The 22245-nt window shown below is 70.1% G+C and carries 21 protein-coding genes and 1 other RNA gene; 6 read left to right on the plus strand and 16 right to left on the minus strand.

Going from position 1 to position 22245, the window contains the following annotated elements:
• Nucleotides 1-77: 77 nt before the first annotated feature.
• On the plus strand, nt 78-1325 hold the full coding sequence (locus ACYVIP_RS33910; protein ID WP_460403894.1) for a mannosyltransferase family protein: 1248 nt from the start codon (nt 78-80) through the stop codon (nt 1323-1325).
• Complete coding sequence (locus ACYVIP_RS33915; RefSeq protein ID WP_460403896.1) at nt 1325-1930, plus strand: nitroreductase family protein; 606 nt, start codon at nt 1325-1327, stop codon at nt 1928-1930. Before ACYVIP_RS33910 ends, ACYVIP_RS33915 begins: the two co-directional genes overlap by 1 nt.
• A gap of 46 nt (nt 1931-1976) precedes the next feature.
• Here the strand turns inward: ACYVIP_RS33915 and ACYVIP_RS33920 are convergent, their stop codons facing one another.
• The 3 genes from ACYVIP_RS33920 to ACYVIP_RS33930 are packed head-to-tail and all read right to left on the minus strand — an operon-like array spanning nt 1977 to nt 4707.
• Nucleotides 1977-2813 (minus strand): SDR family oxidoreductase, encoded by an 837-nt coding sequence (locus ACYVIP_RS33920; protein ID WP_460404164.1) that lies wholly within the window; start codon nt 2811-2813, stop codon nt 1977-1979.
• Nucleotides 2813-3559 (minus strand): SDR family oxidoreductase, encoded by a 747-nt coding sequence (locus tag ACYVIP_RS33925; RefSeq protein WP_460403898.1) that lies wholly within the window; start codon nt 3557-3559, stop codon nt 2813-2815. The genes ACYVIP_RS33920 and ACYVIP_RS33925 overlap by 1 nt, the downstream gene beginning before the upstream one ends.
• Nucleotides 3556-4707 (minus strand): acetyl-CoA C-acetyltransferase, encoded by a 1152-nt coding sequence (locus tag ACYVIP_RS33930; RefSeq protein ID WP_460403900.1) that lies wholly within the window; start codon nt 4705-4707, stop codon nt 3556-3558. The genes ACYVIP_RS33925 and ACYVIP_RS33930 overlap by 4 nt, the downstream gene beginning before the upstream one ends.
• A gap of 43 nt (nt 4708-4750) precedes the next feature.
• Between ACYVIP_RS33930 and ACYVIP_RS33935 the strand changes: the two genes are divergently transcribed.
• The gene (locus tag ACYVIP_RS33935; protein WP_460403902.1) at nt 4751-5359 is read left to right on the plus strand and encodes a TetR/AcrR family transcriptional regulator; all 609 of its coding nucleotides are present in this window, start codon (nt 4751-4753) and stop codon (nt 5357-5359) included.
• On the opposite strand, the gene ACYVIP_RS33940 is transcribed toward ACYVIP_RS33935, so the two are convergent.
• Genes ACYVIP_RS33940 through ACYVIP_RS33950 form a run of 3 tightly spaced genes read right to left on the minus strand, consistent with a single transcriptional unit; the run spans nt 5334 to nt 7517 of the window.
• Complete coding sequence (locus ACYVIP_RS33940) at nt 5334-6830, minus strand: FadD3 family acyl-CoA ligase (protein WP_460403904.1); 1497 nt, start codon at nt 6828-6830, stop codon at nt 5334-5336. The two genes, ACYVIP_RS33935 and ACYVIP_RS33940, sit on opposite strands and share 26 nt — an antisense overlap.
• 26 nt (nt 6831-6856) lie before the next feature.
• Nucleotides 6857-7186, minus strand: coding sequence for a hypothetical protein (locus ACYVIP_RS33945; protein ID WP_460403906.1), 330 nt, complete (start codon nt 7184-7186; stop codon nt 6857-6859).
• Nucleotides 7187-7217: 31 nt separating this feature from the next.
• A complete protein-coding gene (locus tag ACYVIP_RS33950; RefSeq protein WP_460403908.1) occupies nt 7218-7517 on the minus strand; it encodes a hypothetical protein in 300 nt (99 codons plus the stop codon).
• Nucleotides 7518-7765: 248 nt separating this feature from the next.
• On the opposite strand from ACYVIP_RS33950, the gene leuA reads away from it, so the two are divergent.
• Nucleotides 7766-9571, plus strand: coding sequence for a 2-isopropylmalate synthase (gene leuA / locus ACYVIP_RS33955; protein ID WP_460403910.1), 1806 nt, complete (start codon nt 7766-7768; stop codon nt 9569-9571).
• A gap of 12 nt (nt 9572-9583) precedes the next feature.
• Here the strand turns inward: leuA and ACYVIP_RS33960 are convergent, their stop codons facing one another.
• From ACYVIP_RS33960 to ACYVIP_RS34000, 9 genes are all read right to left on the minus strand, one after another.
• The gene (locus tag ACYVIP_RS33960) at nt 9584-10663 is read right to left on the minus strand and encodes an ABC transporter ATP-binding protein (protein WP_460404166.1); all 1080 of its coding nucleotides are present in this window, start codon (nt 10661-10663) and stop codon (nt 9584-9586) included.
• Nucleotides 10664-10707: 44 nt separating this feature from the next.
• Nucleotides 10708-11718, minus strand: a complete 1011-nt coding sequence (locus ACYVIP_RS33965; RefSeq protein ID WP_460403912.1) for an ABC transporter ATP-binding protein — start codon at nt 11716-11718, stop codon at nt 10708-10710.
• Nucleotides 11719-11725: 7 nt separating this feature from the next.
• The gene (locus ACYVIP_RS33970) at nt 11726-12652 is read right to left on the minus strand and encodes an ABC transporter permease (RefSeq protein WP_460403914.1); all 927 of its coding nucleotides are present in this window, start codon (nt 12650-12652) and stop codon (nt 11726-11728) included.
• Nucleotides 12649-13668: an ABC transporter permease gene (locus ACYVIP_RS33975; protein WP_460403916.1), complete on the minus strand. Its 1020-nt coding sequence runs from the start codon at nt 13666-13668 to the stop codon at nt 12649-12651. Before ACYVIP_RS33975 ends, ACYVIP_RS33970 begins: the two co-directional genes overlap by 4 nt.
• Nucleotides 13669-13717: 49 nt before the next feature.
• On the minus strand, nt 13718-15394 hold the full coding sequence (locus ACYVIP_RS33980) for an ABC transporter substrate-binding protein (protein WP_460403918.1): 1677 nt from the start codon (nt 15392-15394) through the stop codon (nt 13718-13720).
• Between the two features lie 93 nt (nt 15395-15487).
• A complete protein-coding gene (locus ACYVIP_RS33985; RefSeq protein ID WP_460404168.1) occupies nt 15488-16009 on the minus strand; it encodes a uridine kinase family protein in 522 nt (173 codons plus the stop codon).
• A gap of 20 nt (nt 16010-16029) precedes the next feature.
• On the minus strand, nt 16030-16626 hold the full coding sequence (recR, locus tag ACYVIP_RS33990; RefSeq protein ID WP_460403920.1) for a recombination mediator RecR: 597 nt from the start codon (nt 16624-16626) through the stop codon (nt 16030-16032).
• Nucleotides 16627-16630: 4 nt separating this feature from the next.
• Complete coding sequence (locus ACYVIP_RS33995) at nt 16631-16939, minus strand: YbaB/EbfC family nucleoid-associated protein (protein ID WP_460403922.1); 309 nt, start codon at nt 16937-16939, stop codon at nt 16631-16633.
• Nucleotides 16940-17175: 236 nt separating this feature from the next.
• On the minus strand, nt 17176-19083 hold the full coding sequence (locus ACYVIP_RS34000; RefSeq protein WP_460403924.1) for a DNA polymerase III subunit gamma and tau: 1908 nt from the start codon (nt 19081-19083) through the stop codon (nt 17176-17178).
• A gap of 62 nt (nt 19084-19145) precedes the next feature.
• On the opposite strand from ACYVIP_RS34000, the gene ffs reads away from it, so the two are divergent.
• An RNA gene (gene ffs, locus ACYVIP_RS34005) (signal recognition particle sRNA small type) lies at nt 19146-19240 on the plus strand.
• A 344-nt stretch (nt 19241-19584) separates the two neighbouring features.
• On the plus strand, nt 19585-21774 hold the full coding sequence (locus ACYVIP_RS34010) for a terpene synthase family protein (RefSeq protein WP_460403926.1): 2190 nt from the start codon (nt 19585-19587) through the stop codon (nt 21772-21774).
• Here the strand turns inward: ACYVIP_RS34010 and ACYVIP_RS34015 are convergent.
• Nucleotides 21771-22226, minus strand: coding sequence for a hypothetical protein (locus ACYVIP_RS34015; RefSeq protein WP_460403928.1), 456 nt, complete (start codon nt 22224-22226; stop codon nt 21771-21773). The two genes, ACYVIP_RS34010 and ACYVIP_RS34015, sit on opposite strands and share 4 nt — an antisense overlap.
• Nucleotides 22227-22245: the final 19 nt, after the last annotated feature.

Consider the following 22245-nt stretch of genomic DNA (forward strand, 5'->3'; position numbering starts at 1 on the left):
ACGTGTGGTGGCAGCGACCGCCGATGGCGCGCCCTAGGCTGTAACGGCCGGGTCAGCCGACGGGGAAAGGGATCGGGGTGTCTGCGACGGATGTGACGCGTGCCCACTCGGGGGAGGGTGAGTCGGCGCACACCACCGAGTCGACTGAGACGCTCGACACCACCGTCGAGCCGGTCGAACGCTTCTGGTCCGCGCGCCGGCTCGGCGTGTTGCTCGCGCCGGCGATGATCTTCCTCGGCATCCGGGAGTTCGGGCTGCTGGTGCTGACCTGGATGGCCGCCGAGAACAACCGGTCGGTCACCGAGTCGCTGCGCTCCTGGGACGGCCAGTGGTTCCTGGCCATCGCCGAGGGTGGGTACGACGGCGTGCCGGCGGGCCTGGTGGACGCGTTCGGCAACCGGGACGCGCAGACGCCGCTGGCGTTCTTCCCCGGCTATCCGGCGGTGGTGCGCTGGTTCGCCGCCATCGACGGCAGTGGCGGGATCGGGCTGGTGACCTCGGCGTTCACCATGACGATCGTGGCCGGGGTGGTGTGCTCCTACGCGCTGGCCAGGCTCGGGCGACACATTGACGGCGGCTCCCGGCGGACCGGGCTGATCCTGGTCGCGCTGTTCGCGGCGTCGCCGATGTCGGTGGTGCTGTCGATGGCGTACTCGGAGGCGATGTTCTGCGCGCTCGCGGCGTGGTCGCTGGTCGGGGTGCTGGAGCGGCGGTGGGTGCTGGCCGGGGTGTGCTGCGCGGCGGCCGGGCTGGTGCGCTCGACCGGGGCGGCGCTGCTGCTGGCCGTCGGGCTGGCGATCATCGTGGCGGTGGTGCGCCGGCGGGACGGCTGGCGGCCGTGGATCGGTGGGCTGATCGCGCCGGTCGGCCTGCTCGGCTACCTGGCCTGGGTCGGCGTGCGGACCGGCGAGTGGAACGGCTGGTTCACGCTGCAGGAACGCGGCTGGGGTACGGGCTTCGACGGCGGCCTGGCCACGGTCACGTTCAGCCTGGAGGCGCTGGCCGACGCGCGGTCGGTGCTCGAGGTGGCCACGGTCGCGCTGATCGTGGTGGCCATCATGCTGCTGGTGATCGGGTTCGTGCGGCGGGTGGAGTGGCCGCTGATGGTCTTCGCGGCCGGGGTGCTGGTGATGGACCTCGGCGCCAACGGGCTGATGAACTCCAAGGCGCGGCTGATGATCCCGGCGTTCACCCTGCTGGTGCCGGCGGCGCTGGCGCTGGCCAAACGACGACCGTCGACCGCGATGCTCACCCTGTGCTCGCTGACCGTGGCAAGCTCCTGGTTCGGCGCGTACTCGATCACCTCATGGGGTTATGCGATCTGATGGAGCACAACAAGGACGCCGAGACCAGCGTGCCGGTGCACGAGTTGGTCCGCACGCGCTGGAGTCCCCGGGCGCTCGACCCGAACGGCCAGGTCAGCGAGGCCGCGCTGCGGGCGATGCTGGAGGCGGCGCGGTGGGCGCCGTCCAACGGCAACACCCAGCCCGCGCGGTACCTGGTCGGCCGCCGGGGCGATGACACCTACCAGCGGATCTTCGACCTGCTCTCGCCGAGGAACCAGGGCTGGGCGTGGGCGGCGGCGGTGTTGGTGCTGGGCTGTGTGGTGACCACGAACGAGAAGGGCCAGCTGCCGATGTCCGAGTACGGCGCGGGGCTGGCGACGGAGAACCTGGTGCTCCAGGCGGTGGCCGAAGGGGTGGTCGCCCACCAGGTTGGCGGGTTCCACAAAGACGCCGCCCCGCTGGTGTTCTCGCTGCCAGCGGATGTGCGCCCGCTGGTGGTGATCGTCATCGGCACGCTGGGCTCCCCCGACCTGCTCGACGACGACCGGCGGGAGCGCGAGCTCGCCCCCCGCCGCCGGCTGCCACTCGCCGAGATCGCCTTCACCGGCGAGTGGGGCACCCCCGCGTTCCCATGCCCTGAATGAGGCATTGACGACGTTCACCGTCCCGAATGGGGCATTCAGGGCATTGCTAGGTGCCGTAGACGGGGACTTCTGGTGGTGCGGCGGCCAGCAGCGCTGTCACGGCGGGGCCGATCTCGGCCGGGTCCCAGCGGGTGCCGTTGTCGACGTCCGGGCCGCGGGTGTGGCCGGTGACCACGGTGATCCGGCCGCCGGCCACCTCGAACACCCGGCCGGTGACCGCCGAGGACGCCGTGCTGCCCAGCCAGACCACCAGAGGGGCGACGTCGGCGGGTGCTGGCAGGTCGGCGAACAGCTCCTCGGTCAGCCTGGTCCTGGCCACCGGGGCGATCGCGTTCACGGTCACCCCGTAGCGCGCCAGCTCGGCGGCGGCCACCACGGTCAGCCCGATGATGCCGGCCTTGGCCGCCGCGTAGTTGGCCTGGCCGACGCTGCCGAACAGGCCGGCGCCGGAACTGGTGTTGATCACCCGCCCGGCCACCCGCTCGCCCGCCTTGGCCCGTTCGCGCCAGTGCGCGCCCGCGTGCCGCATGGTCAGGAAGTGCGCCTTGAGGTGCACGCGCACCACCTCGTCCCACTCCTGCTCCGACGTGCCGACCAGCATCCGGTCCCGGACCACGCCGGCGTTGTTGACCAGGACGTCCAGCCGGCCGAAGGTCCGCACGGCCGTCGCGACCAGCGACTCGGCCCCCGACCACGCGGACACGTCCTGGTCGTGGGCGACCGCCCGGCCGCCGGCGGCCACGATGTCGGCCACCGTGCCCGCCGCCGCGTCGCCCAGGTCGTTCACCACGACGTTGGCGCCCTGGCGGGCGAACGCCAGCGCGTGCTCACGGCCGATGCCCCGGCCGCCGCCGGTCACCGCGACCACCCGATCCGCGCAGATCACGGCGTCACCGCCGTCGACGCGGCCAGGAACGCCGGCCGTTCACCGCCGCCGTGCAGGGTCAGCGCCGCGCCGGTGACGTAGGCCGCGGCCGGCGAGGCGAGGTAGAGGCACGCGGCGGCCACGTCGGCCGGGGTCGCCAGCCTGCCCATCGGGATGGTCGCGCCGACGGCCGCCACCCCGTCGGCGTCGCCGTAGTGCAGTGCGGACAGCTCGGTGCGCACCGGGCCGACGACCACGGTGTTCACCCGCACCTTCGGCGCCCACTCGACCGCCAGGCTGGTGGCCAGGCTGGCCAGTCCGGCCTTGGCCGCGCCGTAGGCGGCCGTGCCCGGCGACGGCCGGGTCCCCGAGACGCTGCCGATCATCACGATGGCCCCGCCGCCCTCCTGCTGTTGCATCACCGTGTTGGCCCGCTGGGAGACGTGCAGCGGCGCGACCAGGTTCAGCTCGATGACCTTCGCGTGCAGCCGGGGGGACGCGGTGGCCGCCTCGGCGGGTGGGGCGCCGCCGGCGTTGTTGACCACCACGTCCAGCCGGCCGTGGTCGGCCACGATCGCGGTCACCAGATCGTCCACCTGGGACGGATCGCGGACGTCGGCGACCAGGTGTCGCACGCCGGGCTCGGCCGGGGTTCGCCCGCAGCTCACCACGATCGCGCCGGCCGCGACGAAGGCGTCCACGATGCCCCGGCCGACCCCACGGGAGCCGCCGGTCACCAGGACCACGCGATCCTCGAAGTTCACAGTCGCTCCAGAATGGTCACGTTCGCCTGCCCGCCGCCCTCGCACATCGTCTGCATGCCGTATCTGGCCCCGGTCCGCTCCAGGTTGGACAGCAGCGTGGTCATCAGCCGCGCGCCGGTCGCGCCGAGCGGGTGACCAAGGGCGATCGCGCCGCCGGTGACGTTCACCCGTTCCGGGTCGACCCCGGATTCCCGTTGCCAGGCAAGGACAACGCTGGCGAACGCCTCGTTGATCTCCACCAGCTCGATGTCCGCTATGGACAGTCCGGCGCGACGAAGGGCGAACGCGGTGGCCGCGATCGGCGCGTCCAGCATGATCACCGGGTCACCGCCGCGGGCGCTGAGGTGGTGGACGCGGGCGCGCGGGGTCAGCCCGTGCAGCCGCAACGCGCGCGCGGAGACGACCAGCAGTGCCGCCGCGCCGTCGGCGATCTGGCTGGCCAGCGCCGCGGTCAGCCGCCCCTGCGGCAGCAACGGGTCCAGCGCGGCCATCTTCGCCAGGCTGGTGTTCTGCCGGGGACACTCGTCGCGGTCCAGCTCGCCGACCGGCGCGATCTCGTCGTCGAAGTGGCCCGCCTCGGTCGCGGCCACCGCGCGGACATGGCTGCGCAGCGCGAACTCCTCCAGCTCGACCCGGGTGAGGTCCCACTTCGCCGCGATCGCCTCCGCGCCGAGGAACTGGGAGATCTCCTGGTCGCCGTAGCGCGCCCGCCAGCCGCGCGAGGTGCTGAACGGGTCGGGGATCCCGTGCGCCCGCCCGGCGAGCATGGCCGCCGAGATCGGGATCATGCTCATGTTCTGCACGCCGCCGGCGACCACCACGTCGGCGGTACCCGACATCACCGCCTGCGCGGCGAAGTGCACCGCCTGCTGCGACGAGCCGCACTGCCGGTCGACGGTCACCCCGGGCACCTCGGCGGGCAGCCCGGCGGCCAGCCAGCTGGTGCGGGCGATGTCGCCGGCCTGCGGACCGATGGTGTCCACGCAGCCGAAGATCACGTCGTCGACCGCGGCGGGGTCCAGGTCGACCCGGTCGAACAGCGCGCGCAGCACATGTGCGCCAAGATCGGCCGGGTGTTCGCCGGCCAGTGCGCCGCCCCGCCGGCCGACCGGGGTGCGCACGGCGTCGACGAGGTAGGCCTCAGTCATCCTGCTAAGCTACCAAGCTAGCGCTTGGGTAGGAAGTGAGTCGATGGTCAGGAAACCGGGCAAGCCGTCCGAGCGGCGGGAGGCGCTCGTGCGGATCGCCGCCGAGCTGTTCGCCGAACAGGGCTACCGGGCCACCACGGTCCGGCACATCGGCGACGCCGCCGGCGTGCTGTCCGGGAGCCTCTACCACCACTTCGACTCCAAGGAGACCATCCTCGACGAGCTGCTCTCCAGCTACCTCGACGACCTGCTGGCGACCTACCGGGAGATCGCCGCCGCCGGCCACCGCCCGGCCGACACCCTGCGGGAACTGGTGACCGCGTCGTTCCGCTCGATGTCCGAGCACCGGGCGGCGATCACCGTGCTGCAGAACGAGCGCAACCACCTGCGGGTGCTCCCCCGGTTCGGCTACCTGGCCAAGTCCGAGGACGAGGTCCGGCGCATCTGGATCACCGTGCTGCGCGAGGGCATCGAGGCGGGCGAGTTCCGCCGCGACCTCGACCCGGCGATCGCCTACCGGTTCCTGCGGGACTCGGTGTGGGGCGCGGTGCGCTGGTTCCGCGTCGACGGCGCGAAAACCGTCGACCAGCTCGCCGAGCTCTACCTGACGCTCACCTTCAGCGGCCTCACGCTGACCGAAGCTCGCGCTTGAGCACCTTGCCGGAGGCGTTCCTCGGCAGCGCGTCGAGGAACTCGACCACCCTGGGCACCTTGTAGTTGGCCAACTCCCGCCGGCAGTGCCCCAAAAGGTCCTCAGTGGACAGTCCGGGCCGGCCGACGACGTAGGCCTTGCCGACCTCGCCAAGCCGCTGGTCCGGCACGCCGACCACGGCCGACTCGACCACCCCGGGCAGCCGCGCGAGCACCTGCTCCACCTCGGCCGGGTAGACGTTGAACCCGCCGCAGATGTACATGTCCTTGAGCCGGTCGGTGATCGTCAGGTAGCCGCGGTCGTCGACCCGGCCGACATCGCCGGTGTGCAGCCAGCCGTCGGCGTCGATCGCGGCCGAGGTGGCCGCCGGGTCGTCGAGGTAGCCGAGCATCACGTTGGGCCCGCGCACCAGCACCTCCCCGGTGTCCGGCGCGATCGCCAGCGCACAGCCGGCGGCCGCGCGACCGCAGGTGCCGGCGACGGTCGCGTCGTCGTCGCCCGTCCGGCACATGGTGGCCACCACCGCCTCGGTCAGCCCGTAGGCGGTGAGCACGGCGTCGAAGCTCAGCTCGGTCTGCATCCGCTCCACCAGCGCGACCGGCACGGTGGCCGCCCCGGTGACCGCGAGCCGCAGCGACGAGAGGTCCAGCCGCGCGCGGTCGGGATGGTCGAGCATGGCCTGGTAGATCGTCGGCGGTCCGGGCAGCACGGTGATCCGCTCGTCGGCGACCAGCCGCAGCGCGGCGTCGATGTCGAAGGTGGCCTGCGGCACGATCGTCGCGCCGGTGCGCAGGCAGGCCAGGATGCCCGCCTTGTAGCCGAAGCTGTTGAAGAACGGGTTGATCACCAGGTAGCGGTCGGCCGAGGTCAGCTCGCCGAGCTCGGCCCAGGCGTCGGCCACGCCGAGCGCCTGGCGGTGCGCGCTCAGCGCGCCCTTGCTGATGCCGGTGGTGCCGGAGGTGAACAGGATGTCGCTGACGTCGTCGCGGTCGACCGGCGCCGGGCCGGCGGCGGCCAGGTCGCCCAGGTCGGCCCAGGCGAGGGTGTGCGGCGCGGTGGTCGGGCCGAGGACCAGCGTCGCCGGCAGCGGATGGCCGGCGGCGACCAGCTCGGCCAGCCGGTCCCGGCCGAGGAACTCACCGGCCACGACCAGCGCGCTGGCCTTCGTACGGGTGAGCAGGTCGGCGGTCTCGGTGGCGGTGAACCGGGTGTTGATCGGGACCAGCACCGCGCCCGTGTAGGTCACCGCGAGCGCCGCGACCACCCAGTGGTGGGTGTTGGGCGCGCAGATCGCCACCCGGTCGCCCCGGGTGACCCCGATGGCGGCGAAGGTGGCGGCGACCCGGCGGACCTGGTCGTGCAGGTCGTGCCAGGACAGGCGGACCGCGCCGTCGACGACGGCCTCGGCGGTGCCGAACCGGCGGGCGGCAGCGGCGACGGTGTCCGGGATGGTGGCCGGGATAGTGTCCACCCGACCATGCTAGAACACGTTCTCGTTTAGGCCAGTCTGCGAATGAGCCGGGACGCGATCCCGGAGACGATCAGCCAGAACAGCGCGGCAAGTCCGTAGTTGACCAGCACCCGCAGCTCGGCGTTCTCCGGCATGAACAGGTTTCGGAACGCCAACGCGATCGGCTCGGCGACCTCGCCGAAGAAGACCGTGATGCCGTTGTCCGGGTTGGCGTTGCCCACGGTCAGCAGCACGTGCACGACCAGGATCAGCGCCAGCGCCAGGCCGGTCGCGCGGACCAGGCCGGCCGCCACGCCCGCCACGGTCGCGCGAATCGCGGCGGGACCGTGGCGGCGCTGGTCGGCTTGCGTGGCCATAGCGAAAGTCTGGCATGCCGATCGACCGGTGTCAGGACACGATTCGCGCGATCACGCCCGCGACCACGACCCAGAACAGTGCGGCCAGACCGTAGTTCAGGATGGTCTCGAGGTTGTTGTTGACGAGGTTGAACAGGCCGGGGAAGAACAGTGCGAGCGGCTCGGCCAGCGACTTGATGAACACGAAGAACTGGTTCGCCTGGTTCGCACCGAACAAGATCAACAGAATGTAGACGACCTCGATCAGTGCGAACAGCGCACCCACGCCGGTGACGATGCGCGCCGCTGTGCCCCGGCCGTTCTTGATGGCCCACCTGCTTCGAGTAGTCATGAATAGTGGGTGCCCGAGCACCCCTGTGACGAAACGCCACCTCGGACCAACTTGAATACGCCGTTCGGCCTAGTATTCCGCGCCCCGGGTTTCGTCACGGGTGGACACGGTGGCTAGGCTGCACCCCGTGGCACGTGTTCTCCTCCTTCGTTGCCGCGACGGGGCCTGACCAGACCGGCTCCCCGCCGCGGGGCGAAGCCTTGCCGGTCGTTCTCCGCCGTATCCGGCAAGCAGGGAGCAACCCCACAATGACCATTCAGGACGTCCACCGCAGCGCGACCGCCAGCCGCATCCGCATGCCATCCCGCCCGGCGCCCGCCGACCAGCCTGCCTGGAACACCCAGCGCGGCTCGGCCATGCCGATCCACCGCTACCGGCCCTTCGGCCAGCTGGTCGAGCCGATCTCGCTGCCCGACCGCACCTGGCCCGACCGGGTCGTCGACCGCGCGCCGCAGTGGTGCGCGGTCGACCTGCGCGACGGCAACCAGGCGCTGATCGACCCGATGTCGCCCGCCCGCAAGCGCAAGATGTTCGACCTGCTGGTGCGCATGGGCTACAAGGAGATCGAGGTCGGCTTCCCGGCCGCGTCCCAGACCGACTTCGACTTCGTCCGCGAGATCATCACCGACGGCGCGGTGCCCGACGACGTGTCCATCCAGGTGCTGTCCCAGTGCCGGCCGGAGCTGATCGAGCGGACCTTCGAGTCGCTGGCCGGGGCGCGCAGGGCGATCGTGCACATCTACAACTCGACCTCGATCCTGCAGCGGCGGGTGGTGTTCCGCGAGGAGCGCGAGGGCATCAAGAAGATCGCCACGTCGGCCGCGGAGATGGTGCGCGAGCTGGCCGACAAGTACCCGGACACCGACTTCCGGTTCGAGTACTCGCCGGAGTCCTACACCGGCACCGAGCTGTCCTACGCGGCCGAGGTGTGCAACGCGGTCACCGAGATCTGGCGGCCGACCCCGGACCGGCCGGTGATCATCAACCTGCCGGCGACGGTGGAGATGGCCACCCCGAACGTCTACGCGGACTCCATCGAGTGGATGCACCGCAACCTGGAGCGCCGGGACTCGGTGGTGCTGTCGCTGCACCCGCACAACGACCGGGGCACCGGGGTGGCCGCCGCGGAGCTTGGCTACCAGGCGGGCGCGGACCGGATCGAGGGCTGCCTGTTCGGCAACGGCGAGCGGACCGGCAACGTCGACCTGGTCACGCTGGGCATGAACCTGTTCAGCCAGGGCATCGACCCGCAGATCGACTTCGCCGACATCGACGAGATCCGCCGCACGGTCGAGTACTGCAACCAGCTGCCGGTGCCCGAGCGCCACCCGTGGGGCGGCGACCTGGTGTTCACCGCGTTCTCCGGCAGCCACCAGGACGCGATCAACAAGGGCTTCGACGCGCTGCGCGCCGAGGCCGAGCGCGCGGGCCACCCGGTGGACGACCACCCGTGGGAGGTCCCGTACCTGCCCATCGACCCGAAGGATGTCGGCCGCACCTACGAGGCCGTGATCCGGGTGAACTCGCAGTCGGGCAAGGGCGGCGTGGCCTACGTGATGAAGACCGAGCACCAGCTCGACCTGCCGCGCCGGCTGCAGATCGAGTTCTCCCAGGCGATCCAGCGCTACACCGACGACGAGGGCGGCGAGGTCTCCCCCACGCTGATGTGGGACACCTTCGCCGCCGAGTACCTGACCGCGACCACGCCGCTGGTGCTGCACGAGCACCGGATCACCGGCGCCGACCCGGGCACCGGGACCGGCCACGACGAGATCACCGCGGTCATCGAGGTCGAGGGCGACCGGCACGAGGTCACCGGCACCGGCAACGGCCCGATCGCGGCGTTCGTGGACGCGCTGGCCTCGGTCGGCTTCGACGTCCGGGTGCTCGACTACACCGAACACGCGCTCACCGCGGGCGACGACGCCCGCGCGGCGGCCTACGTCGAGTGCACCGTGGCCGACCGGGTCCTGTGGGGCGTCGGCGTGCACAGCTCCATCGTCACGGCCTCCCTGCGCGCCGTGGTCTCCGCCGTCAACCGCGCCAACCGCTGAACCCCAGCGGGGTCAGGGCCCGAGTGTTTCGGTGATGGAGGCGGGGCCGGCGAGGCTGTCCCCGTCGGGGGCGGTGTCCCAGTCGTCCTGGATCAGTTGGGCCTTGACCTCGTGCGGGCGGATGCGGCCGTCGCGGATGTCCTCGGCGTAGTGGCAGGCCACGCGGTGGCCGGGCAGGATCTCGCGCAGCGCCGGGCGCTCGGTGTCGCAGCGGGTCTCCTGGCGCCACGGGCAGCGGGTGTGGAACCGGCAGCCGGTCGGCGGGTTGGCCGGGGACGGCAGGTCGCCGGCGAGCAGGATGCGCTCGCGCATGTCCTCCACCGCCGGGTCCGGCACCGGGACCGCCGACATCAGCGCCTTGGTGTACGGGTGCAGCGGCGTGGCGTACAGCTGGTCGGAGGTGGCCTCCTCGACGATCCCGCCGAGGTACATCACGCCGACCCGGTCGGAGATGTGCCGCACCACCGCGAGGTCGTGCGCGATCACCAGGTAGGTCAGGCCGAACTCCTGCTGCAGGTCGGCCAGCAGGTTGATCACCTGCGCCTGCACGGACACGTCCAGCGCGGACACCGGCTCGTCGGCCACGATCAGGTCCGGCTGGACCGACAGCGCGCGGGCGATGCCGATGCGCTGGCGCTGCCCGCCGGAGAACTCGTGCGGATACTTGCGCAGCGACGTGCTCGGCAGGCCGACCACCGACAGCAGCTCCCGCAGCCGGGTCGCCGTGGCCGCCCGGTCCTTGTCCAGACCGTGCGCCCGCATGCCCTCGACCAGCAGCGACTCCACCGACTGGCGTGGGTCCAGCGAGGACATCGGGTCCTGGAACACCATCTGCATCCGGCGGCGCATCGTGCGCAACCGCTCGCCCTTGAGCGCCGACAGCTCGACCCCGTCGAACACCACCCGGCCGGCCGTCGGCTCGGTGAGTTTCAACATCGCCCGGCCCAGCGTCGACTTGCCACAGCCGGACTCGCCGACCAGGCCGTAGGTCTCGCCGCTGCGGATCGACAGATCGACCCCGTCGACGGCGTAGACGTAGCCGACGGTCTTGTCCAGCACCAGCCCGCGCTTGATCGGGAAGTGCACCTTCATGCCGTCGACCTCGACCAGCGTCGGCGACTCGGTTGCCACATCTGTCACGACAGGATCTCCTGCTTGGCACGGTCGGCCGGCTCGACCGGGTTGTGGCAGCGCAACAGCCGGTCACCCTCGACCACCCGGTCGACCTCCATCTCCGGGGTCACCTCGACGCACCGGTCAAGCGCGTGCGGGCACCGCGGCGCGAAGGCACAGCCCTCGGTCCACGGGATGTTGTCGGCCACCGAGCCCTTGATCGGCGACAGCCGCTCGCCCTTGGGCGCGTCCAGCCTGGGGATCGAGGCCAGCAGCCCGTGGGTGTACGGGTGGCGCGGCACGCGGAACAGGTCGTGCCGGCCGGCGCGTTCGACCACCCGGCCGGCGTAGAGCACGTTGACCTCGTCGCACAGACCGGCGACCACCCCGAGATCGTGGGTGATCATGATCAGCGCGGTGTCGGTCTCCCGCACCAGCTCCGAGAGCAGCGCGAGGATCTGCGCCTGGATGGTCACGTCGAGCGCGGTGGTCGGCTCGTCGGCGATCAGCAGCTTGGGCCGGCAGGCCAGTGCGATCGCGATCAGTGCCCGCTGGCGCATCCCGCCGGAGAGCTGGTGGGGATACTCCGACAGCCGCCGCTTCGGGTCGGGGATACCGACCTTGTCCAGCAGTTCCGCGGCCTCGGCCGTCGCCTGCTTGCGCGACATGCCCCGGTGCCGCTCGAGCACCTCGGACACCTGCAGGCCGATGGACACCACCGGGTTCAACGACGAGAGCGGGTCCTGGAACACCATGCCGAGCTCACGCCCGCGCCGGTCGCGCATCTGCTTGTCCGACAACGTCAACAGCTCGGTGTCGGCGAACTTCGCCGAGCCGCTGACCGTCACGCCCCGCTTGGCCAGCAGGCCCATGATCGCCAGCGAGGTCACCGACTTGCCGCAGCCGGACTCGCCGACCAGCCCGACCGTCTGGCCTGGCTCGACATCGAAGCTCACGCCGTCGACCGCGGTGGTCGACGGCTCTCCCCTGCGGTGGAAGACAACCGAGAGATCACGTACCTCGAGCAGCGCCATCGTCACGTCACCGCCGGCTCTTCGGGTCGAGTGCCTCACGCAGCGACTCGCCGACCAGCGTGAAGCCGAGCGCCACCACGATGATGCAGCCCGCCGGCCAGAAGGCCAGCTGCGGATGGCTGTCGATGACGTTCTGCGCCGCGCCGAGCATCTGCCCCCACTCCGGAATCCGGTCGTCCTGGTTGCCGAGCCCGAGGAACGACAACGCCGCCGCGTCGATGATCGCGATCGCGAGCACCAGGGTCGCCTGCACGATCACCGGGCCGAGCGAGTTGGGCAGCATGTGCCGGAACACGATCGACCGCTGCCGCACGCCAAGCGAACGCGCGGCGAGCACGTGGTCGCTGTGCCGTTGGGCCAGCATCGAGCCACGCAACAGTCTGGCGAACACGGGGATCTGCACCATCGCGACGGCCAGGATCACCGTGTACTGGCTCGGCTCGGAGAACATCGCGCCGATCGAGACCGCGAGCAGCAGGCCCGGGATCGACAGCATCACGTCGACCGCCCGCATCACCAGGGTGTCCACCCAGCCGCCGATCGCGCCGGCCAGCGTGCCCAGCGCCAGCCCACCGGCCAGGCCGATCAGCGTCGCGAGCACCCCGACGAGCAGCGTCTGCTGCGAGCCGATGAGCACCCTGGACAGCAGGTCCCGGCCGACCTGGTCGCCACCGAGCGGGTGACCGTCCTGGACCTCCGGGATCTGGTTGTTGGCCTTGACGACCTGGTCGCCGAGCATCCGCTCGCTCGGGTCGTGCTGGGCGAGCCATGGCGAGAGCAACGCCAGCGCGACGAACGCCACGATGATCCCCGCGCCGACCAGGAACACCGGGTTGCGCCGCAGCCTGCGCCACGCGGCGGCGGCCAGGCTGACCCCGGCGTCGTCGGCGGCCCGCGCGCTGAGCGCGTCGATCTTGTCGGTACGGGTGCTCATTTGCCGCTCCTGGTCCGGATGCGCGGATCGATCAGCGCGTAGGACAGGTCAACGAGCAGGTTGATCAGCACGAACACGCCGGCCGCGCACAGGATCAGCATCAGCAGCACCGGATAGTCCCGGCGTTCGAACCCGAGCGCGAGCGCCTGCCCGATCCCGGGGAACGCGAACACCTTCTCGGTCAGCACCGCGCCGGCGAGCAACGCACCGGTCTGTAGACCGATCGTGGTGACCACCGGCAACATCGCGTTGCGCAACACGTGCCGGCGGCGGATCACCGGCGTGGCGAGGCCCTTGGACTCGGCGGTGCGCACGTAGTCCTCGTCGACCACGTCGAGCACCGAGGCTCTGGTGATCCGGAAGACCACCGAGAACGGGATGCTGGCCAGCGCGACCGCGGGCAGGATCAGGTGGACGATCGCGTCCCATGCCGCGTCCCATTCCTGGGTGAGCAGCCCGTCCAGGACGAAGAACCCGGTCACCCGGGTGGCCTCGATCCCGCCCGCCTGCCGGCCGGCGGTCGGGAACCAGCCGAGGTCGACCGCGAAGACCTGCTTGAGCAGGAACGCCAGGAAGAACACCGGCACCGCGACGCCGATCAGCGAGCTGACCACGCTGAGGTTGTCCAGGATGCCACCACGCCGGCGGGCGGCGAGGTAGCCGAGCGGGACGCCGACCGCGATGGCGATGATGATCGCGAGGATCGAGAGCTCCAGCGTCGCCGGGAAGCGTTGCAGGAAGATCTCGGTCACCTGGTCTCCCGGCTGCACGCCGGTGGAGACACCGAAGTCACCGGAGAGCGCCCGCCCGACGAACTTCAGGTACTGCACGAAGATCGGGTCGTTGAGGCCTAGCTCCTCGGTGAGCTGCGCCCGGCTCGCGGCGGTGGCGCGCTCTCCCAGGAGGGCCGAGACCGGCCCTCCTGGGAGCGAGCGCAGCCACGCGAACAGCAGCAGCGACAGCACCAGTACGACTACCAGTAGTTGCAGCAGCCGCCGGATCGTGTAGCGAAGCACCTAGTTCGGTTTCCTGTGGTGGGAGCGTTGCTCGGTCAGTTCGCCGACGTCACTTGTTGACGCTGACCGTGTCGAACCGCTCATCGGTGAGCGGGCTCGCGACCAGACCCGTGACGTTCTCCGCGACGACCAGCGCCGGCGGGGAGTGCGAGATCGGGATGGCCGGCAGGTACTCCGACTTGAGCTTCTTGTTCAGCTCGACGTACAGCTCCTCGCGCTTCTCGGCGTCCGGCTCGGCGTCGGCGGCCTGCAGCTCCTGGGCGAGGGTCGCGCCCCACGGGGAGTTGCCGGTGCCGAACCGGTTCGCCGGGTCGGAGAAGAAGTTGCCGATGAAGTTGTCCGGCGTGTTGTAGTCACCGTTCCAGCCGAGCAGGAACAGGTCACCCTTGCCGCCGTCGACGTCCTCGAGGTAGCCGCCGTTCCACGGCTTGCTGACCGGGGTCAGCTTGATGCCGACCGCCTCCAGGTTGGTCTGGAGCAGGCCGAACATGTCCCTCGGGTTGGGCATGTACGGGCGGGTGACCTCGGTCGGCCAGTAGAAGTTGACCGCCAGGTTCTGCGCGCCGGCCGCGGCCAGCAGCTCCTTCGACTTCTCCGGGTCGTAGTCGTAGGACTCGACGTCGTCGGTCCAGCCGGACACGGTGTCGGGGTAGAAGTTCTCCGCGACCTCGGCGCCCTCCGGCAGCTGCTGCTTGACCAGGCCCTCACGGTCGATGGCGTGCGCGATGGCCTGCCGGACCCGCAGGTCACGCAGCTGCGGCACGTTCTTCTGGCCGATACCCAGGTAGAAGATGTTGAACGCGGGACGGATCAGCAGCTGGTGGCCGGCGTCCTTGAGGCCCTGCCAGTCGGCCGGGCCCGGCAGGTCGTAGCCGTCAACGTCGCCGGCCTCGAGGGCCTGCTTGCGCGCGGTCTCGTCCGGGATGGCGGTGAAGATGACCTTGTCCAGCTTGGCCGGCTCGCCCCAGTAGTCCTCGTTGCGGACCAGCTCGACGGTGCCGTTCGCCTCGTCGTACTTGGAGAACTTGAACGGGCCGGTGCCGGTCGGGTGCTCGGTGGCGTACTCCGGGTAGACGAAGCTGTCGCCCTGGGCGACCACGTTGTCCGCGTTGTACTTCTCCAGCGCCTCGGGGCTCTGCATGGCCCAGGACGGGAGGCCGAGGATGTCGGGCAGCTTGGAGGTGGACCGGGTGACCTTGATCTCGGCCGTGGTCGCGTCCGGCGCGGCGCAGGAGTCGTACAGCGACTCCTTCTTGCCGTCGGCGAAGCCGCCGAAGTTGTCCTGCCAGTAGCCGGTGACCGCGGGGCTCTGGCCGGCGCCGGTCTGGTTGTACCAGCGCTCGAAGTTGAAGCACACGGCCTCGGCGTTGAAGTCCGTGCCGTCGTGGAACTTCACTCCCTCACGGAGCTTGAAGGTCCAGGTCTTGCCGTCCTCGCTGGACTCCCAGCTCTCGGCCAGCCCGGGCTCGGCGTCGGCGGTGCCCGGCTTGAACTCCACCAGACCCTCGAAGATCTGCTGGGACGTGCGGAAGGTCGCACCGTCGGTGGCGAAGAAGGGATCGAACAGCTTCGGCGCACCCTCGGTGGCGAATCGCATCGTGCCGCCTGTTTGGCCGCCGCCCGACTCGCCGTCGTCTTCGCCCCGCTGGGATTCCGCGCATGCGGTCAGGACGAGCGCGGCCGATAGACCGAGCGCCGCCAGGCGAACCGTGCGGATGTGGACCATTTCGCACCTCAGAGAGTTGGTGTCTCACGTTTCGGTCGCCGACCTTATCCCGACCAGGTGTCGGCGCAACAAAGCAGCTTGGTCACAACTCGGTCACGCATGCCCGTTATCCGAACTCCTCGCGGCGTTCATCACCAGGTAATCAGCACGTCGCACAGTCTCGTCGACGGCGAACCAGCCCTGTTCGAACAACTGCCAGTCCAGGAGTGATCGTCGAGCCGACTCACCATCTCGGGCGACGGCCCGCGCCAGCCTGCGCGCCGGGTCGTCGCCCGCGCACCAGACCAACGCCGAGAGCTGGGCGGCGACCGACCGGCGGCCGGCGGAGACGCCTTCCAGGACGAGGATGTCGGGGACCTCGACGGTGACCGTCGCGCCCGGACGCGGGCGGCCGGCGGCCCACTCGATGCGCACGTAGCGTCCCGGCCTGCCCTCGGCGAGCGGGTCGAGCACGCCCGCGCGCAGCCTCGGCCACCAGGAGACCGGGTCGTCCCAGGTGGCGAAGTCGTCGGTGCTGATCAGCCGGGCGCCGAGCGCGGCCGCGAGCCGGGCGGCGTAGGTCGACTTGCCGGCGCCGGACGGGCCGTCGACCGCGACCAGCCGCACCCGCCCCAACCTGGGCGACCCGAGGGCGATCACACCGTCCGGCGGCCCGACAGCGCCCGGCCGAGGGTGAGCTCGTCGGCGAACTCGAGGTCGCCGCCCATCGGCAGGCCGGACGCCAGCCGGGTGATCGTCAGGCCGGGGAAGTCGCGCAGCATCCGCACCAGGTAGGTGGCGGTCGCCTCACCCTCGGTGTTCGGGTCGGTCGCGATGATCACCTCGGTGACCTCCTGGCCGGAGATCCGCCCCAGCAGCTCACGCACCCGCAGCTGGTCGGGCCCGATGCCCGACAGCGGGTCCAGCGCGCCGCCGAGCACGTGGTAGCGGCCCTTGAACTCCCTGGTCCGCTCGATGGCCTGGACGTCCTTCGGCTCCTCGACCACGCACACCGCGCTCACGTCGCGGCGGGCATCCCGGCAGATGCGGCAGGAGGTCTCCTCGGAGACGTTGCCGCAGATGTCGCAGAAGACCACGCCCTCCTTGACCTGCTGGAGCGCCTGTTGCAACCGGGCGATGTCCGCCGGGTCGGCGCCGAGCAGGTGGAAGGCGATGCGCTGGGCGCTCTTGGGGCCGACGCCTGGCAGTCGCCCCAGCTCGTCGATCAGGTCCTGGACCGGGCCTTCGTACATGTCCTCACATGCCCGGCAGGCCGAGCCCGCCCAGCCCACCGGCCAGCGGTCCCATCCGGTCCTGGGCGAGCTGCTGAGCGCTGTTCGACGCGTCGCGCACGGCGGCGACGATGAGGTCGGACAGGGTCTCGATGTCCTCGGGGTCGACCACCTTCGGGTCGATCGCCAGCGCCTTGAGCTCACCGGCGCCGCTGACGGTCGCGGTCACCAGACCGCCGCCCGCCGTGCCGGTGGCCTCCGCGTTGGCCAGGTCCTCCTGGGCCGACATCAGCTGTTCCTGCATCTGCTGGGCCTGGGCCAGGATCTGCTGCATGTCTGGTACGCCACCGGGTTGCACGCCGGCTCCTCTCGACAGGTCGATGTCGGGTTCCAGCGTAGCCGGGCGGTGGCCGGGGCCGTGGGCTGTGGCACTGGATGTGGCATCGTTGCCCGCCGTGTGGGGACGCGTACCGGTACTCGTGGCGACCGCCGCGTTCGCGGGCGCGGCCGGTCAACGGTCCTACGCCGAGACGATCGCCGCCGGGATCCTCGCCTACCTCGGCTGAGCGCTCAGCGCTCCAGCTGGCGGGCGCCGAGCCGGTCGGTCAGCAGCTTGACCATGTCGTCCTCTGGGCTGCTCGGCGGCGGCTCCTGGGCGGTGGGCGCGTCGGCCTCGAAGTAGTCCTCGTCGTCCGGCGGCTCCGGGGGGAGCGGCTCGTCGGTGGGGGTGGGTGCCGGTGGTTCCGGGGCGGGCGCGGGTGGCTTGGCCGGCGCGGCCGCGGCCTGGGTCGGGCGGTGGAAGGTCGGCGCGGCCTTGGGCTTGCCGGCGGCCGGGGCGGCGGTGGCCGCGCCTGGCTCGGCGTGCACGCACCGCACCTGCCACTGGCCGCCGAACACACCGACCAGGGCCTTGGCGATGGCGTCGACGTTGCGCGGCTCGCCGAGGCGGCGGGCGAGCGGGGCGGCGATGTGGCCGATGGTGACCACGTTGCCGTCGACGGACTGGACGCTCGCGTTGGTCAGCATCGCCTCGGTGCTGCGGCTGACCTTGCGGACCTCCGCGAGCAGCTCCGACCACAGCCGCCGGATGCCGGGCGCGTCGACGGTGCCCTCCGTCGTCGCCTCGGTCGCCTGCGCCGGCTCGGCGACCGGCTCCGGCGGGGTGTTCACCGGCGCGGCCGGCGGCGGCTCAGCTGGTTGCGGTGCAGCGGGTTGTGGCGCGGCTGGTGGTGGCGCGGGAGCCGGTGCGGCGGGGCGCACGGCGGCCGGCGCGGCCGGTTGCGGTGCGGGCTCGGCCGGGCCGCCGACCGTGACCCGGCGTTCGATCCGCTCGAGGCGTTGCAGCACGGCCGAGTCGGCGGCCGCGTCCGTCGGCACCGCGCCCGGCAGGAGCATCCGCGCGCACAGCAGCTCCAGCAGCAGCCGGGGCGCGGTGGCCCCGCGCATGTCCACCAGCCCGGTGTGCACGATCTCCGCGTACCTGGTCAGGGTCGCCGGGCCGAGCTGCTCGGCCTGGGTGGTCATCTTCGCCAGCTCGTCGCCAGGCGTGGTGACCAGCCCACGGGCGCCCGCGTCCGGCACCGCCCGCAACAGCACCAGGTCCCGCAGCCGATCGAGCAGGTCGGAGGCGAACCGCCGCGGATCGTGGCCGGCCTCCACCAGCTTGTCGACCGTGCCGTAGACCGTCGCCGCGTCCCCGGCGGCCAGGCCGTCGACCAGCTCGTCGATCAGCGCGATGTCGGTGACCCCGAGCAGCGCGACCGCCCGCTCATAGGTGACGCCGTCGACACCCGTGCCGGCGAGTAGCTGGTCAAGCACCGACTGCGTGTCCCGCGCCGACCCGCCGCCCGCACGGATGACCAGCGGATACACCGCCGGGGCGACCGTGGCGCCCTCGGCGGCGACGTTGCGTTCGAGCAGGCTGCGCATCGCACCGGGCGGGATCAGCCGGAACGGGTAGTGGTGGGTGCGCGAGCGGATCGTCGGCAGCACCTTGTCCGGCTCGGTGGTGGCGAAGACGAAGATGAGGTGCTCCGGCGGCTCCTCGACGATCTTGAGCAGGGCGTTGAAGCCCTGCGTGGTGACCATGTGCGCCTCGTCGATGATGAAGACGCGGTAGCGCGAGGACGCCGGTGCGTAGAAGGCCCGGTCGCGCAGCTCGCGGGCGTCGTCGACCCCGCCGTGGCTGGCCGCGTCGAGCTCGACCACGTCCACGTTACCCGGGCCCTCGGGAGCCAGCGAGATACAGGAGTCGCAGGTGCCGCACGGGTCGGCGGTCGGGCCCTGCTCACAGTTGAGGGAGCGGGCCATGATGCGCGCGCTGGAGGTCTTGCCGCAGCCGCGCGGGCCGGAGAACAGGTACGCGTGGTTGATCCGCTTGGCGGTCAGCGCGACCCGCAGCGGCTCGGTGACGTGTTCCTGCCCAACGACCTCAGCGAAGGTAGCCGGACGGTATTTGCGGTAGAGGGCGAGCGCCACGCCTGGACCATACAGTCCGACCCACCCGTGGGCGCCGCTGGACGGCGACGGCTACACTTGACCACGGACCCCATGCGGCGTTCATCTCGTGAACCTCCCCAGGGCCGGAAGGCAGCAAGGATAAGCGGGCTCTGACGGGTGCGTGGGGTCCTCCGACCTCGGCCGACCCCTGCTCGGTGGCTTCGCCCACCTTCGCGGGGGTCGGTCTTCGGCGTTTTATTGGGGGGCCGAGCCCCCATACCCCCCACGGTGCGTGTTGCTTGCGTTGCGGTCGGTGCAGGTGGGGAGGGACCAAACCTACTTACTTGCGTCACTTACTTGTGGTGAGGTCTGTGCTACTTGTGGTTAGGGCTGTGCGGGGTGGGGTGGGCCTGGGTGGGCCGGTTGGGGGGTTTTGGGGGCACTATCGGGTGGTTGGGGTGGTTGGGGCTTTGGTGGGTGGGTGGGGGTCTGTTTATGTCTCCGGGAGGTGCGGTTTGACTGGAAGGGTTCCCGGTACTGATGCAGCCGTTCGAGCTTCCCGAGTTTTATATGCCTTATCCGGCTCGGTTGAACGTCAACCTGGAGCGGGCGCGGGGGCATAGTAAGGCTTGGGCTTTTGAGATGGATATGATTGATGTGCCGCAGGGGGGTGTGAAGGTTTGGGATGAGGGTGATTTTGACTCTCATGACTATGCCTTGTTGTGTGCTTATACGCATCCTGATGCGTCTGGTGAGGATCTTGATCTGGTTACGGACTGGTATGTTTGGGTTTTTTATTTTGACGATCATTTTCTGGAGTTGTTCAAGCGTACTGGGGATTTTTCGGCGGCTCGGGACTATCTTGATCGGCTTTCCTCTTTCATGCCGCTTGAGGGGGAGATTGTCGAGGAGGCCGTAAATCCCGTTGAGCGTGGGTTGGCTGATTTGTGGCGGCGGACTGTGCCGGTGCACTCGTATGACTGGCGGGTTCGGTTTGTGGAGAGTACCAGGAATTTGCTTGATGAGTCGTTGTGGGAGTTGGCGAATATCAATGAGGGGCGGGTTGCCAACCCTATCGAGTATATTGAGATGCGGCGCAAGGTTGGGGGGGCGCCGTGGTCGGCTAATTTGATTGAGCATGTGGCTGGGGCCGAGATGCCGGCGGAGATTGCTGCGGCGCGGGCGATGACGGTGTTGCGGGATACGTTTGCTGATGGGGTGCATCTGCGGAATGATCTGTTCTCCTATCAGCGGGAGGTGCAGGAGGAGGGGGAGCTTTCTAATAGTGTTTTGGTGTTTGAGCGGTTTTTGGGGTTGGGTACGCAGGAGGCGGCGGAGAAGGTTAATGATTTGTTGACCTCTCGGTTGCATCAGTTTGAGCATACGGCGGTCGTTGAGGTGCCGTCGTTGTTTGAGCAGCATGGTGTTGAGGTGGGGGCCCGGTTTGGGGTGGGGGCTTATGTCAAGGGGTTGCAGGACTGGCAGGCGGGTGGGCATGAGTGGCATCTGCGGTCCAGTAGGTATATGAATCAGCAGGCTGTTCTGGGTGGGGTGCTTGGGGGGCCCACTGGGCTTGGTACGTCGGCGGCCAGGATTGTGGCGTCGGTGTTGACCACGTTGCCGCAGCGGGTTCGGGCGTTTCAGCACGTTCCTTTTGAGCGGGTTGGGCCGATTGCGTTGCCGGAGATTTATCAGCCGTTTTCGTTGACTCTCAGTGAGCATTTGGATGCTTCGCGGGAGGAGGTTGTTCGGTGGGCTCATTCTTGGGGGATTCTGGAGGAGGGCATCTGGACAGAGCGGGATCTGCGCGATATTGATCTTCCGCTCTGTGCGGCTGGTATTCATCCGGCGGCCAGTGCTGGGGAGTTGGACATCTCGTCCGGGTGGTTGGCGTGGGGGACCTATGGTGACGACTTCTATCCTCGGGTGTTTGGGCGGAGTGGTGATCCGCTTGCGGCTCAGGTGGGGACTGAGCGGCTCAAGCAGTTGATGCCGATCGAGGGGGTGGCGCCGATCGTGCCGGTGAACGGTATGGAACGGGGGCTGGCGGACATGTGGGGGCGCACCACACCGACGATGGCGGTGTTCGAGCGGCAGCAGTTGCGGGACGCGCTGGAGACGATGTTGGACGCCTGGTTGTGGGAGTTGGACAACACGCGGTTGAACCGCATTCCTGATCCGGTGGACTACATCGAGATGCGGCGCGACACGTTCGGCTCGGACCTGACCAAGTGTCTTGCCCAGCTCTCGCATGGCGGTGACGTGCCGGTGGCGGTGTACGCGAGCGGGCCGGTGATCTCCCTGCAGAACGCGGCGATGGACTACGCCGTGCTGCTCAACGACCTGTTCTCCTACCGCAAGGAGATCGAGTTCGAGGGGGAGCTGCACAACGCGGTGCTCGTCGTGCGCAGCTTCCTGGATGTGGGCCAGGACGTGGCGATCGCGCTGGTCAACGACCTGATGACCGGGCGGGCCAAGCAGTTCGAACACCTCACCGCGCAGCTGCCGACGCTGGCCGACGAACTCGGGCTCGACGACGACGGAAAGGCCGCGCTGGCGGCGTACGTGCAGAACCTGCGGGACTGGATGGCCGGCATCCACAACTGGCACCGGGGCTGCCACCGCTACGCCGACGCCGACCTGCGCCACGACCTGGTTCGGGTGGGCGTGCCGACCGGAATCGGCACGTCGGCGGCGCGGCTGGCGAGCCTGCTGTCGGTCGGGACCTAGTCCAGGCCGAGGCTTTCCCGTGCCGCGGTGAGGAACTCGGTCTTGACCGGGGTCAGCCGGTCGCCGAGCGGGGTGTCGCGGTCCTGCCAGACCGCCTCGTTGAGCGCGTGTTCGTAGCGGATCGCGGGCGCGATCAACTCCTTGGGGCACAACAACTCGACGCTCTGCTCGGCGATCCGCAGGCCGTCCATCGCCGGCCGCGCGGTCTGGTACCAGTCGTCACCGAGGACCCAGGCCGCCGGCCGGGCGTGCGCGACGCCCTCCGTCGCGTGGGCGAACCGGATGAACTCGGTGAGCACCCGGATCTGCTCGGCGCGCCGAGCCTCGGCGAGATCCTCGGCCCGGATGCGCTCGGCGGAGCGGTGCACCATCCGCTGGGTGAGGAAGGTGAGGCCGCCGCCCACCAACACACCGGCCATCGACGCCACCGCGGTCCACGCCTCGCTCGCCATGCCCGCCATTCTCGGATGC

The sequence above is a fragment of the Actinophytocola sediminis genome (genome assembly GCF_054779715.1).